The following is a 14998-nucleotide window of genomic DNA, read 5'->3' on the forward strand; positions in this document are numbered from 1 at the left end:
CGTCGGTGTTTCGGTCGGCGTCGGCGTCGGCGTTTCGGTCGGCGTCGGCGTCGGCGTCGGTGTTTCGGTCGGCGTCGGCGTCGGCGTTTCGGTCGGCGTCGGCGTCGGCGTTTCGGTCGGCGTCGGCGTCGGCGTTTCGGTTGGCGTCGGCGTCGGAATTGGCGGAGGGTTCGGCCTTGGTGGTCCGGCAGGACTCCACATCAAAGCAAACGTCGGGATCGCCGGGAAACCGAACCCGCCACCGCCACCGCCACCGCCAGCGCCACCGCCTTCACCTGGGTTAATATCAACCTGACTGCCTTGTATGACGACGTGACTGCCAACGAGTTTTATCTTCGTCGCCACAATCGTTAGTTCGCCGCCAGCCGATATTTGTATCGCGCCTCCTACTGCAAGCGAGTGGTATCCGCCTACGTTTACCTGGTAAGCCCCGCCAATGGAAAGTGAGCCATAACCCCCGATATTGTTCATCTTGGCACCGCCGACGTTGGTCGACATCGCCCCACCCACATTAATGCTCTTGGCACCGCCAATGGTTTCACTTGCGGCGGCACCAACATTCCATGTAAGTCCAAGACCAACGCTAAAACTACTCGCGCCTACTACAGTGGAGGCATAGTTTGCGCCGACGCTCAGGGTGCGTGACAGCCCGACTTTAACATCAGACAGTTGACCAATAGTCTGCTGTTCGTTTCTTTTGGTCAGGCGCGACATATCACGCTCCGCCTGCTCCCAGTATTGCTCCTGGCCTTTTTTATCTTCGAACCGCACACCGTTGTAATTATCACGGCCGCCGCCAATGGTGCGGCTGATAAGGCCACTTTGAGTCGAATTTACCGGCAGTTCCCACGGCGGCATCGTAGCGTTGTTATAGAGAGACCCGGTTATCATTGGCCGGTCGGGATCGCCGTTAATAAAATCGACAATCACTTCATGACCGATGCGAGGGATATAAATCCCGCCAAAGTTATCTCCAGCCCACGCCTGAGAAACACGCAGCCAGCAAGAGTCAAACTCACGGTTTTGGCAGTAACGATCCCAGAGGAACCGAACTTTGACGCGCCCATATTCATCTGCCCAAACGGTTTCTCCCGGCGGCCCGACAATAATCGCCGTTTGTGGCCCACTGGTTTTAGGCTTTGGAATGGTGAGCGGATGACGATAAATTTTGGTCGTGGGTTGGACGGTAAAATCACAGCTATAACGAAACTCACCTTTAGACGAGACCTGATCGATCTCTTCTACTGTCAGGCGGCTACGCAATATCATATATTCCCGGTTCGCTTTCTTAAGCGGGTGATTGATTAGCTCAAAATTACAACCGCAGACAATGCCACGCAGTTCGCCACTCCCTTCACAACGTGACCCTATAGCGCCACGCTCCTCCATACGTATGCGCGCCAGCTGCTCGCCAATTGCGGGCTGCTCGTAGTCACCTGGCCAGTGAAATACTTCCATGTGATTAAAGCTGGTCTTACGCGGCTTACTGTCTATCGCCATAATATCCGCGCGCGATTTAGTAAAGTCATAGTCATCTGTAACCCATCTACCTGAGGTAATTGTCTCCTGGTGATGGAACTGACTAATGTACTCTTCATCCATTTTAGGAAGATCAGGCGCGTACTGAATAACATGGTAAGCCTTGCTGTGGAACCGCTTATGCGCTCCAACACTGTCCACCAGTATCAGTTTGTGGCTTTTTTTACTGTGTTCAAAGAACCAGTAAATTCCCCATTCCTCCATCAGGCGCTGAATGAAATTGAAATCTGTTTCGCCATACTGCACCTGGAAGTCCAGCAAGGGGTAACTGGCCGACAGCCGTTTTTCAAAAGGGAAGTTATAATCGCCCAACACTTCATCAATGATATCGACAACCGACTTTTGCTGAAAAATCTTATAATCGGTGGTCAGTTCCGCAAGATGAAGCCAGGGACGAATCTGAATTTCATACATTGCCTGATTACTGTCACGGCCTATATAACGAGCGCGTTGTACAATGCCTGAAATCTCACGTACCCCCCTACCTATACCCACTATATTCCCAAGACCGTTACCATCAATTTCAATTTCGATGGTCATCTCTTTGCCGATGAGTGCTTTTAAATCGACATTCGATGCTGCCTGCCATGGAATAGCCGGATTAGCAGGCGTTTTCGCAGTAATCAGGTAAGAGTAGATAGTAGAAAGCGCCTCCTCACCCTCTATTTTTGATATGACCAATGCTGGCTCGCCAAGTAATAACGGCATTGCCGGGCTACTTAACTTAATTGTTCTGAACATATAAATGATTTCAGCCTGGTTATAAACTTAACATGATGCGTCAGGCACAGAAGCCACGGCGCGCTTTATCAAGAACCTCTGAGATTCTAAAATCCTTTTGTGTCTTCCCTGCCGCCAAATCCAGACCCCCTCCTTCTCTTGTATGCATTCAGGCCAGTTTTTCCACGGCATAACCTCGACACCATCACTACTCTTTATACAATAGTCCTCTCGCGATCCCTCTTTCAGTAATACCTGAGAATGATTTTTAAAATGCCATGCAGGGTTAAGGATAACTTCCCGCCAGGGTGAATACACTTGCCTGAGTTTTTTCACCCATTGCCATAATGGCTTCCATTCCTTTGCGAGCACGTCTTTCTTCTCAACGTAATTTAATATCCTCGATGCCCAAAATGTTAACGGAAATTCGCTATGCATATTGCTTTTCAGCCAGGGATAAGAAACTGACCCATATACCATAACCAGCTTTTTCTCATCCTGTTCACCGGGCAGCACCATAAAGGCTCCCGCGCAAGCATGCCGCGCTTTTAACGTTGATGCTGATATAACAAAGCACCATGGATAGTGCTCTGGCAAATAGCTATCGGGCATTGAAGACTCGAGGTGAGGCAGTATTTGCTGTGTGAAAATATTTAATAATTCACACTGTTTTTTGTTTAACCTGTGAAACAGGCCTGCACGCTTCCTGTCGACAAGTAAATACAGGCGTATCGACATAAACTCCCCTGGTATAAACACACTGTTTTAGTCTTCGCCCGGGCACTGAAAGTTTCTTAACAATTCTATTATGGGGCGGTTATTATAGGTTAATCCAGAGACGCTAATATCTGCTCTTCGTGAATCCAGATCAAATATCAATGACATTTCTTCAGAATGCGCCGCAACAATATCTTTGGCGCTTTCCATCCAGCGAAAAAGCGACCAGGGGCCAGTAAACATTTTTGACGCTCCTGTTGCCGAAATACGTGGTGTAGCATCAATTGTTATACGCGAGTTTAGTCGCGATGCTGGCCACATGACCGGAACAGGTGAAACCGGCCAGTGCGCGTAATTCACTTGTATGCCGTCGAAATTCATATTGAGCTGTGTAATTGCTGGATCCAGGTAGGGAACCGAAACATTAAAATTCAGCGCAATGTTTTTACCCTCTCCTTCATTAAAAAAAATCCGGCGTATTTCAGCTGCCTGTTCAAACATGCGTAGAATGCCATCACTGTCCTGCACGTCGCCTTTATAACGCCACGGGCGTGAAGCGGTGTCTACTTTATTTGCCAGATTGGCACTGAAATATTTGTCTACTAAGCCACCTGATGAAAAAAATCGGTTAAAATCAGCGAGTTTTACGTCAGTACGACTATTTGCAAAAGGATAGCGCCCCTGCAAAGTTGCCTTGCATACTCGCCCCAGACCTTCATTAATGTCTTTAACGCTGCGGGCAATTGCCTCTTCGTTTGCCCGCTGCCACGCGCCTTCGAGTAGCGGTGCGATAAGATTGGGCAGCGGATCTGGCCAGGTTAAGGATTCCGCACTAAGCTGCTGGGAAGAGCTGGACAATGCCATAGCACTGCCGTTTTTTAGCGCATCTTCATAGATAACAAATAGCGTATATTGTTCGCTTAAAGCATTCATCAGCTTATTCAGATCGCTACCTACTGCCACTGTAGAAGTCACTGCATCTGAATCGCGACCGCCAGTAACGAACTCACGAAGCGTAGCAAAATGACTATCTACATACTCATTCAATAGTCGCTTTTCCATTGCGCTATAAGCCAGGTTTACTTTTTCAACTGCATTTAAAATCTGGCCTTTATTGTTGAGGTTATCCAGCAGAGATTTGTTCTCTTTTTTTGCCAGCGTGGTTTCGCTCACGGCTCTGGCTATCAGATTCGCCAGCGGCGAATCTGAAGCACTGAGTGTTCGCAGCATATAGATATCCGCTGCCATACTGGCGTTACCATAATTCAGCTGAAAACTATCCGTTTCGATACGGATATTGCTAAGAAAGCTCTGCCAGAGCTGTGCATACTCTTCCAGATAGAGCGCCAGAATCTGCTGCTGAACCGGATTTACCAGCGCTCCGCTTTCGCTCATTTTAATCTGTTGCCGCGAAGCGCTACCGTTGCCAGCGCTGGATTTTCCTAATACCCAACCATCTTCACGCTCCAGCCAAATCAGGCCCATCTCCATTTTTTTTTAAACGCATCGTAGTAGCCGCTGCGGGTAAAAAGCCCTGGAATTACCGTTATCCCATTTTCATCTATCGGCGCGAATAACTCTCCTCCGCGCGATTTCGCCATGATATTTAACGTTAAATCTGCTGGAGCATCCTGTTTTGCCGCATCCTTTATGCGCTGATATAACCGGCTGACCAGGTCCTCTCTTTCAAGCATGGCGCGCGCATATTTCACCAAATTGTTGTCCAGCGGCTGACCGTAGCGTCGCCACTCCGGTGAGTCGAAAAGCGTATTCAGATGTGAGACAAAAATACGTCGCTCCTGATAAGGCTGCAGCTTACCCGTTGTTTCCCAGAGGCTGGTAATCGCCGCGATCATATATTTTTTGTCAAATTTTCCTTCGCCATAAACCTGAAGATAGAGTTTAAGCTCGCGATAGATGCGTCCAGACTTACCGCTATCGATCGCATTCTGAAGTGCCAGCGTAGCCTGATTCTCAATCTGCGGCAGTAGCAGGCGCTGAAGGAAATATTGATACAGCGAACCAGAAGCCTCAACCACATTACCGCCGGTATAAAGACCGAAGCGCCAGTCAAGCGGTGGATTATAAAGATCCAGCGAACCATATTCCGGCAGATACTGAGAGAACGTCAGCAGGCGGGGTAACAGGTTATCGGCTGACGTTTTAACGAACCGATTTAACTCGAGGTTTAATTTCTCTACCTTTTTGTCGACAACATCCAGATAGACGCTGTTATGACGATAGCTGTTATAGAAACCATTCAGGAATACCACAGCCAGCAAGATACAGAAGACATGTCCCAGAAAACGCTGCAGACGATACTTCGACTCATTCGCCAGATTATGTCGCGCCAGCCCCTTATCCTTAAGGATTACGTCGCTAAAGAGTTGTCTGAGGAAGTACTGACGTCCATAAGAGACATCGTTAATCAGAAAGTCATGCTCTTCTGGCTGAGTCGTCAGGGACGCCAGCTCCGTTGGCATTTTGTTTTCAACGTAGTTGGACCATTTGCGTATCAGAGTCTGATTGTTTTGCAGGCTGAAACCTACTGATTGATGGCAGCTGGAGAAGTAGATACCTCGTAGCAGCGTATAGTTTTGCGATTCATCGTAGCGTGAAGCAAAAACAATGTTATGTGCGACTTCAGCCACGCGCTCCGACAGCAGATGAAAGTCCTGCGGCATACCATACATTTTCTTGCGATCGCGGTTGTCATACTCCTCTTGCTGCCGCACGATCATGTCGCGTTCAATACGCTTTTCAAGTAAGGAAAACTCTTCCTTTATATGGTCATGCAGTTCTGATAAAGACACGGCGCTGGCATCACCATAAGGAAAAGTTACGCCCCATACCTGTTCACGCTCCTGCTCTGTCAGTATTCTGAAATACTCAGCAAAGCCCGGCAGCTGATCGAGCTTAGTGACAAGAATATATATCGGAAAACGCACGCCCAGCGTCTGACGGAGTTCATCCGTTCTGGCCCTTAAAGCGGCCGCCAGCTCAAACAGTTCGGCCTGACTACGCCCCAACATATCCGCAGCAGAGAAACTAATCACTACGCCATTTAATGCTTTGACGGGACGATGCTTTTTCAATGCTTTCAGAATAGCGCGCCACTCCGGCTGGCTTGTCTCTGGATCGCTAACATATTTGCCTGAGGTATCTACATAGATTGCATCGTTAGCAAACCAGCATTCGCAGTTACGCGTCTGCGGAGCAGGTTTGCCAACCTGCTCTAATTGCTCAGGTACTGGAAAGTCCTGACCCGATCCCAGGATCGCAGAAGTTTTTCCGGCGCCTTCCGTTCCCAAAATCATGTACCACGGGAAACGGTCTTGCGGCTTGCGCGCTAATATGATGCGCTGAAAGAACGTCAGGTTGCTGCGCTTTTTATTGACATAATCAACCGCACTGGCGATAGCTGCCGCAACCTCTGACGTATCCTGTTCGTTCACAGGTGCCTTGCTGCGGGCTAATTTATCCAGCAGCGCAGGATTGTCCTTCAGTGCAATCAGCAAGCGCCAGAGGCCATAAAACAGCGCCCCTATAAGTAAAATGCTGATGATGGTCAGCCTGACGTTTACAGGCATCATGGGGTAATTCTCCCCGACCAGCACAAAAGGCCCCAGGATCCAGACCAGCACGCACAGCGTTGCAGTCACTGCAATAAACAGTGGCCAGCGCAGCCAGAGACAAACCAGACATAAGACAGCCAGGAGGATAAAAATAATACGTGATTCAACACTTTGCATCGGGCGTGAATCGCCAAAACCGAAGAATGGTCCCAGGAACCAAATCGCGGCAATGAGCAGCCCGATACAACATATAACCAGCAGCGTCTTCAAAAACCGCGCCGCGAAGACTCTATTGAAATAAGACATTGTCGCTCTCGTTAATAGGTGACAAAAAATTCAACCCGGCGGTTTTTCGCCCGTCCCTGAGCTGTGGCATCAGAAGCCAGCGGTTGGCTGCTGCCCACACCCTGAATTTTCACTTTGTTCTCAGGTATACCTGCCGCAATAAAGTAGCTGGCAACTTCCTCCGCCCGCTTTTCTGAAAGCACCTGGTTATTAGGGAAATTCGCCCGTCGGACCGGCGTGGAATCGGTGTGGCCGACGATCAATACCTCACCATTTACGCGATGAACCTCTCTGGCGATTCGCGCAATGACGTTAACCATTCCAGGCTGTACCTCGACAGAACCCGAAGAGAACAGGGTGTCACCATTAAGCACAACTTTGCTCTGTTCGTGGTTTTCATCAACGCTGAGAAGATCGTTGGCGATTTCATTACGCAGTAAAATACTCAGCCTGAGACGTGTTTTGAGCGGCTGTATCACCGCCTTAACGTTTTGCATAGCAGCAATGTCATTGGTGATCGCATCAACGCGTTTCAGCAGCGAATATTTCGTCCAGATAAAAGCCGACGCGATAAGCACCCCCGCACAAATAGCGGTCAACCTGACAGGAATAATATTTTTTTCCTTTAGCACAGGACCGGTTGGCTGTAGCCCATGAGGCGATAAAGCCGTTGGCGTGGTGTTTCGCGTACTCTGAATCAGGGTCAACAAACGCTGGCGAATTTTGGTCAGCTGGCGCTCACCATCGTCAATAATGCTGTAACGACCTTCAAAGCCCAGGCCCAAAATGCGCAGCAGTACTTCCAGAACATCAACGAATTCGTCAGGATGCATCGACAGTCTGCCAATAAGCAGGAAGAACTTATTACCGCCGTCGTTATCACCTTCAAAGTGGTTCAACAGGTTGCTCTGTGACCAACCAGCTTCCAGTCCCCAGGCCGTGGTATGCGCCGCCTCATCAAGTGCAGTACAGAGGCAATAACGAACTATGGCCATCTTTTTCCAGGGGATGTTGACCTCTTCGCAAACGATGCTGAAAAGGTTGATCTGGTTTTTAAATGTGTTTTTAAGAATCTCCACATGAGAGATATCGCTGATTGTCTCAGGCATATCACTGAGTGCGCGCAATAACGGCTGCGCTGCTTCCAGCAACGGGTTCTCAGCCGCCCCAACCTTCAACATGCGCTGCTGAACGCTCTCTGTTCTCAGTGAACGTTCTTCTTTAAAAGATTGCGGCTTGGCATCTTCGGTTGCGGTGCGTAGATCCTTAGACGAAAAATCCATCTCCTGAATCCAGTCGCCCTGCTCATCAAGAAGAAACTTTCCCATCGCTTGTGGCGAGGTATCATCCTGAAGCGAATGCTCGGAGCCTTTTGCCCCTAATGAGTTAGTAACGTCTTTCATCAACTCCTGATTCCCCAAAGTTCCATTTTAAGGTCAGGAAACTCACCAGCCACATGCAGCGCAAGGGCGCCAGTCGCGGCGATTTTGTCCCAGAACGCGCCATTTCTGCTTAGCTCAAAGTAGACGTAACCAGTGCTATAAGGTATTTGGCGCGGAGGCACTGGCAACGACTTCAACATCAGACCAGGCAAGTGCGAGCGAACCAGTTCGTGAAGCTGTGTCGGCGCACTAATCTTGACCTGAGACTGGAACTGCTGTTGCAGAACATCCATTGGTAGTTGAGCGTGTGCGGCAAGAACCAAATTAGAAAACGACAGTAATTCGCTGGGAAGAACCGAAGCGGACCAGACACCATTGCCTTTCGCACGCAGTTCGATAAGTTGTCCAGCCCGAACCAGTATCTGATTTAATAGATCGTTGACATCTTCTACCAGCGGCCGAATTGATGAATAGAGTCTGGCGTGATCGTAGCCCGGTGCACTTTTGGGGCGACGAGTGGTTGTCCTGACGAAAGTAGAAAGTTCGCCAGCCAGTTTCGCCAGCTCTTCATACAACACAATGGGAGGCAACTCTGGAATATGACGCAGATGATCCAGGATCGGCTCATACTTGTTGAAAATCTGTAGCAGCAAATAATCTACTACTTCTGCACTGGCGCTCGCTTTACCATCTGAGGTAGAAAGACGATTCGCCAGCATTTCCGCACGCATTTTCACCAGGCCATTAAGGTGAGTGAGCCATTCTCTGAGGAGAGGATTGGCTGCATAACCCGTTACCGGCGGAATATAATCATCTGCGTGCAGGAGTACGCTGCCATCAGGCTGAATAGCTTTAATGCGGGTAAGCGCCAGACCAATCCACGACTCTGTCATTTCAGTTTCTGATACCAGCTTCAGCCGAAGCGAGGCCAACTGAACGGGTTTAGGGCCCTGATGGATAGAGTTAGTATCGCAAAGTTCAGCTTCTGTTACCCGGAAGCGAGCCAGAGAGCTGGCATCATTGTGGCTAAAAATAGTTTCATCACTATTATCAAGACGTAGCGGTACCGCCACGTAGATCATTTTGCCCAGGTGCTCGGGCAGAATAGTTAGCGGCTCCGGTAGTTCAGCGTGATCGGGGATGTCGAAGGGTGTGCCGTCCGGTAGCACACCACGCGCGGTACGAAGCACCAACTTGCCGTAAGCTAGCGCTTCACGATCAATTTCATACTGTGAAAACCCCCAGAAGAATGGGCTTAGTGTAGAAGCTCGCTTATGGGCGAAATATTCAAAATACCGTTCCTGTTGCTGAAAAAGCTGTGGACGCAGAAACAGTCCTTCACTCCAGACGACTTTATTTGTTCTCATGGTTTAATCCATTTTTTTAATTGTAATTGCTGTTTTGTGTAAGCCTACATTTAATGTGTGTGAATTATATTTAAATATTTTTCTCCACCAGCTTTTTTTTCTCTCTGGCAAATCCCATGTCTTCAACCAGTAAGCATCATTAAGATCACGGTATGCACCAACGATACCTAATGCGCGGGTTTCACTGCCAGGGGTAATAAATATACTGCGTTTTTCACCTGGCTGTAGTATGGCTTCATAGCTTTTTGAGGCTGCTGCCTGTAACGCTTTACTGTCAACGATCTCAAAAAAATCCGCATTCTTAAAGACATCAACTAGCTTGACGTCATAAACAAAAATATTTAAAGGAGCCGGCTCACCTTTTTCATTTGGATTAATGTCTTTATCGGCGACAAAATTTATTTTTATCTCATTATCCATTGGCGGCCTGTCCTTATTACTGCTGCATGAAACTAAAAATAGCGAAAGCACGATCGCTGTAAACAAATTACGTAACATTCCTGGCAAAGACATAGTTGCTTTTGTTCTGAAAAACATATCGAACTCGCTATTTTTATTTAGATGAATATTTTTTCAGAAGGGGCTTTGCTGCCTGAGCAGCAAAGCCCCTGGATGACCTGTACAGAATTAACTGCGCAGGTTCGCTTTAACGTCGTAAGTGGTCGAGATCACGCCAGATTTAGCACCCTCAGCATTTTGCATAATGTAATCCTGAGTGAACTTAGTAAACGCAAGCGATACTCGCTCACGCGGACGCATTTCATCAGAGTCAGAGCCTGATGTCTGAATGTTAGTAATAATGACATCAGTGAATTTGATAGTCAGATACTCCAGCGGATCGCCACCTGCTTTACGCACAACAAAGGTAACCTCTTTGATATGCTTACCGGTCAGACAGTAGCTCATCAGGTTAGTACTGGCTTTATCGATATAGTGCTCAAAAGTAAAGTCTTCAACGGTCGCTTTGCCAGAGCCACCACCAGATCCACTGTGCATATTTGAGTGTTGAATACAACCCCAGTTCCAGGCAAGCACTTCAATTTCATTTTTATGAGAAGCATCTAAAGATTCACCTTCAATGCCATCAATTTTTAAAAACATATCCTGAGCCATGATATTTCCTTAATTAGCCCTAATGAAAGATTATTACACTATGTGTAACGATAAATATCGCCAGAGAAGCTGACTTTATTAAATACAGCCCTGACAATTAACGGTGCGCGAGAATTTAGAACACGCCCGAAACTTTAGAAAATAAAAAGTTAATCATTTACTCATTTAAAATCACGAGCCGTTTATTTATCAGGCCCCTTCTTTCAATGAAGGTAATTTTGCGACCATACGTAAAGATACGGTTAGCCCTTCCAGCTGGAAATGGGGACGGAGGAAAAACTTAGCCTGATAATAACCAGGATTACCTTCTACATCTTCCACTACAACTTCTGCGGCAGCCAGCGGACGGCGGGCCTTAGTCTCTTGAGAAGAGTTAGCCGGATCGCCATCAACATAATTCATGACCCAGTTATTTAACCAGCGCTGCATATCTTCGCGTTCTTTGAAAGAACCAATCTTGTCGCGCACGATACATTTCAGGTAATGCGCAAACCGAGAGCAGGCGAATAAATATGGCAGACGAGCAGAGAGGTTAGCGTTTGCCGTCGCATCTGCATCATAATATTCAGCAGGCTTCTGAAGCGACTGTGCGCCAATAAACGCGGCATAGTCCGTATTTTTACGGTGAACAAGCGGAATAAAGCCATTCTTCGCCAGTTCCGCCTCTCGACGATCGGAAATAGCTATTTCCGTAGGACATTTCATATCCACACCGCCATCGTCGGTTGGAAAGGTGTGGCAAGGAAGGTTTTCTACGACGCCACCGCTTTCTACCCCACGGATCATGGTACACCAGCCATATTCCTTAAAAGAGCGGTTAATATTTACTGCCATCGCGTAAGCCGCGTTTGCCCAGACATACTTAGTATGATCCGCGCCGTTAGTGATTTCTTCAAAATTAAAATCATCAACGGGGTTGGTGTTAATACCATAAGGTACACGGGCCAGGAAACGTGGCATTGCCAGTCCGATATAACGAGAATCCTCAGACTGACGCAGTGAGTTCCACGCCGCATACTCCAGGTTCTGCGTAAAAATTTTCGTCAGATCGCGAGGATTTGCAAGTTCCTGCCATGAATCCATCTGCATCACTGAGGGAGAGGCACCGGTAATAAACGGCATGTGTGCAGAGGCTGCTACTTTGCCGATTGATGACAGTAGATCAACGTCAGGTGCGCTATGATCAAAGAAGTAATCCGCAACCAGGCAGCCATAAGGCTCGCCACCAAGCTGACCATACTCCTCTTCATAAATTTGCTTAAACAGCGGGCTTTGATCCCAGGCAATGCCTTTATAGCGCTTCATGTTGCGACGCAGGTCATCTTTCGAGATATCCATAAATCGCAGCTTCAGCTTTTCATCCGTTTCAGTATTAGAGACCAGGTAATGCAGGCCACGCCATGCACTTTCCAGGCTTTGAAACTCTTCATGATGCAGAATAAGGTTTATCTGCTCTGAGAGCTTATGATCGATCTCTGCGATGATTGCTGCGATATTTTTATAAGCATCATCAGCCATTGTAATCGAAGTCGTTAATGCCTGTTCCGCCAGGGTTTTTACCGCCAGCTCTACTGCTGTTTTAGCCTGCTCGGACTTCGGCTTAAATTCGCGCGTTAACAGAGCATTAAAATCATTTTCAGTTGTAGTCTGCGCCGCGGTCGCGTTTGATGATTGTAATTGGGTAGCCATATTATTCTCTCAACATCATACTTCGTTCTGGATTTCATCTGCCTGCTTTGGTTTCGGTGATGAAGCCAAAGTGTTTAGTAGCGACTTATCCTGCAGCACTTTCATAACGAGACTTTCTGCCCCGGCTTTACCATCCATATAGGTCTGGAGATTAGCCAGCTGAGTACGGGCTTCTAATAGTTTTGCTAAAGGATCAACCTTGCGCGCAATCGCATCAGGTGAGAAATCTTCCATGCTTTCAAAAGTCATATCGACCATAAGCTTTCCATCACCCGTTAAGGTGTTATCGACAGCGAAAGCTACGCGTGGGCGCATCGCTTTCATACGCTCATCGAAGTTATCAATATCGATGCTAAGGAATTTCCTGTCAGCCACCGGTGGCAGCGGCTCCAGAGGCTTTCCTGACAGATCAGCCAATACGCCCATTACAAATGGCAGTTCAATTTTCTTTTCAGAACCATAAATTTCCACGTCATATTCAATTTGTACACGTGGAGCACGATTACGTGCAATGAATTTTTGTGAGTTGCTTTTTCTCATTTAATTTACACTCTTTAATAAATATCTTTAAAATAAGTCTTTTTTACCTGCTGTTGTTTTTTTGAATCGCCCCCCTGGTCATTTATAATTAAGCTCGACACCTGCTATAGCCTGCACCAGCCCTGATGTCACAGCTTTATTCCCTCTGGCATAATAACTCGCAAAGAAGATGTGCTTTACTGGCTCCGCAGATGCAGGAATAACATATTTCTGTCCAGAACTGGCATCACCAATAACCACTTGCGAACCATTTTCTTTTCTTATTCTCACCTGAACATTATTACTGTAATTTATTCCTGTGCTGTTTAGCAAATTCCCTGTTACATCATCAGAGGCCGAAAGGCTGTCGTTGAAAAAGACGCTTATTGTTCGGTCTGGTGGGCAATCCTTTAAAGTAACTTCGAAAGGAACGCTACCTGCCTCAGAGCCATCTTTAAGGAGTGAAGAGGCAGAAATTCTCGGTAAGGTTACCACTGAACTATTGTCAGAGTTGTTAACTACAACATTGCAAGTCTCATCGGTATAAGTTCCGATAAAAAACACCTCCATTGAACAGTCTAATGAACATGTTTGCGCTGCTGTCGCAGCTGCATTATTTCCAAGGAAGGTAAATAATGCAGCACGGCAAAAACTTACGGCTAATGATGTTATTTTTTTAGTGACATACAACCTCTTCCTGCGCGACAGTATCATTTTGAATATTAATTTTATGAGCAGTGCTGGCGTTCGCATAAATAGTGCACATTCGCTGACCAGAGGCGCCTTTAATGTAAAGATTATCTTTATCAGCCTGCCACCCGCGTATAAAGGCCATACCACCCTGCCCTACGATTCCGATACTCTTATCTTCACTGTCATATATATCGGAACCAATCGGCAGTGGTGTACCATTGCTATTTTTGACAATCAAAAAGACAGGATCACCTATCAGAGTTTTGACATTCACTTTAACTGCCGCGCCCATACGCGGAATTACAGTACTTTCGCCTTCAAGCACATCTACCTGCACAGGAAGTCCTTCTGTATTGACGGCTATAGTATTTTTACGATAGGGAGTCAGCGAAGGAACGATAGCAAAACCATTCGCATCGATTTCAGAACCGTAGCCGTTCATGAGTTTCGCTCCCTTTGCGCCTGGTGCTTCAACCAATGCAAACGGATAGTCACCAAGCCTTGGTCCGGCAGTTAATCCGCCTTGATGCGCGACAAGGCTTCCGTTAGCTGAGAGAGAGAACTGACTTGAATGATTCGCTATCGAAGCCGTTGTACCGAACTGGCCGTAGCGAGAGTTATAGCTTGCGTTGCCATTGAGCACTCCCCTTTCTGTACTTGCTCTATTAACCGCAGCGCCAATACCGTAGCTAAACTCATTCTGTCTGCCCTGGCTGCCAGAGGCGCTAACCCGGAACGCGTCACGCCCTTTGCTGTCGTGCAAAAGCGTAGAATAGAGTGAGCTAAACGCTGGCTTCGCAACGATACTTCTGCCCCCCAGCGGAACGCTAAGTGATAGCATTAGATTGTTTACGCTTTGGCCGTGGCTGCTATAAGTCTGAGAAGCAGATACTGCCCACGAAAAATGGGTTTCAGATTTATTATAAGTGAGCGTGTACTGGCTGGTGGCTGATTTATCGCTCCAGTAGTTGTAATAACTTCCGGTAAAATTAATTCGCCCTCCGTTCCATAGCGGCTGACCCAGGGTGAGCGAAAATCGCTGGCGGGTCCGGTAATCCACTCTGGCAGAATTATTGCTACTGAAACGTTCTAATGCCGCATCCCTCAAACTATAATAACCCTTTGAGGAATAGCGCCAGGCGGCCAGCGTAATATCTGTTTCCGTAGGATCCATATATTTACTGTAAGTCACATTATAGCTGTTACCTTCAGAAGTTTTTCCGTTTTTCAGCTGAGTACTCGAACGCGTTACGTCGACTGATACTCCGCCAAGCTGTGTATTAAAAGCATTGCCAATGCCTACAGCGTTATAATCTTCTGAAATTTGCCCACCGCCATATAGCGTATAGGTATTACCCAAACCGCGTTGTAAAAAAACCTGGGCGACACTTGGCTTTTC

General features: G+C 47.4%; 12 protein-coding genes. All 12 read right to left on the reverse strand.

Annotated features, from left to right (window positions below):
* A partial coding sequence (locus HA46_RS19820) for a type VI secretion system Vgr family protein (protein ID WP_084886308.1) occupies window positions 1-2247 on the reverse strand: 2247 nt, incomplete at its 3' end.
* A gap of 60 nt (window positions 2248-2307) precedes the next feature.
* Window positions 2308-2997: a T6SS protein Cts1T gene (locus tag HA46_RS19825; RefSeq protein WP_084886291.1), complete on the reverse strand. Its 690-nt coding sequence runs from the start codon at window positions 2995-2997 to the stop codon at window positions 2308-2310.
* Window positions 2998-3024: 27 nt separating this feature from the next.
* Complete coding sequence (locus HA46_RS21475) at window positions 3025-4461, reverse strand: type VI secretion IcmF C-terminal domain-containing protein (protein ID WP_280174266.1); 1437 nt, start codon at window positions 4459-4461, stop codon at window positions 3025-3027.
* Window positions 4452-6857: a type VI secretion system membrane subunit TssM gene (gene tssM, locus HA46_RS19830; RefSeq protein ID WP_280174267.1), complete on the reverse strand. Its 2406-nt coding sequence runs from the start codon at window positions 6855-6857 to the stop codon at window positions 4452-4454. The genes HA46_RS21475 and tssM overlap by 10 nt, the downstream gene beginning before the upstream one ends.
* 11 nt (window positions 6858-6868) lie before the next feature.
* A complete protein-coding gene (gene tssL, locus HA46_RS19835) occupies window positions 6869-8239 on the reverse strand; it encodes a type VI secretion system protein TssL, long form (RefSeq protein WP_084886293.1) in 1371 nt (456 codons plus the stop codon).
* Window positions 8239-9585 (reverse strand): type VI secretion system baseplate subunit TssK, encoded by a 1347-nt coding sequence (gene tssK / locus HA46_RS19840; RefSeq protein ID WP_084886295.1) that lies wholly within the window; start codon window positions 9583-9585, stop codon window positions 8239-8241. The genes tssL and tssK overlap by 1 nt, the downstream gene beginning before the upstream one ends.
* A gap of 3 nt (window positions 9586-9588) precedes the next feature.
* Window positions 9589-10122, reverse strand: a complete 534-nt coding sequence (gene tssJ, locus HA46_RS19845; RefSeq protein ID WP_084886297.1) for a type VI secretion system lipoprotein TssJ — start codon at window positions 10120-10122, stop codon at window positions 9589-9591.
* A gap of 90 nt (window positions 10123-10212) precedes the next feature.
* Window positions 10213-10698, reverse strand: coding sequence for an Hcp family type VI secretion system effector (locus HA46_RS19850; protein WP_084886299.1), 486 nt, complete (start codon window positions 10696-10698; stop codon window positions 10213-10215).
* A gap of 189 nt (window positions 10699-10887) precedes the next feature.
* Window positions 10888-12387, reverse strand: a complete 1500-nt coding sequence (gene tssC / locus HA46_RS19855; protein ID WP_084886301.1) for a type VI secretion system contractile sheath large subunit — start codon at window positions 12385-12387, stop codon at window positions 10888-10890.
* Window positions 12388-12402: 15 nt separating this feature from the next.
* Window positions 12403-12927 (reverse strand): type VI secretion system contractile sheath small subunit, encoded by a 525-nt coding sequence (gene tssB, locus HA46_RS19860; protein WP_033788640.1) that lies wholly within the window; start codon window positions 12925-12927, stop codon window positions 12403-12405.
* Window positions 12928-13005: 78 nt separating this feature from the next.
* On the reverse strand, window positions 13006-13596 hold the full coding sequence (locus HA46_RS19865; protein WP_244277552.1) for a fimbrial protein: 591 nt from the start codon (window positions 13594-13596) through the stop codon (window positions 13006-13008).
* Window positions 13583-14998 (reverse strand): fimbria/pilus outer membrane usher protein (locus HA46_RS19870; RefSeq protein ID WP_143807689.1); only part of this gene is annotated, 1416 nt, incomplete at its 5' end. The genes HA46_RS19870 and HA46_RS19865, both read right to left, overlap by 14 nt.

The organism is Pantoea septica (genome assembly GCF_002095575.1).
In the GTDB taxonomy this organism is placed as follows: domain Bacteria; phylum Pseudomonadota; class Gammaproteobacteria; order Enterobacterales; family Enterobacteriaceae; genus Pantoea; species Pantoea septica.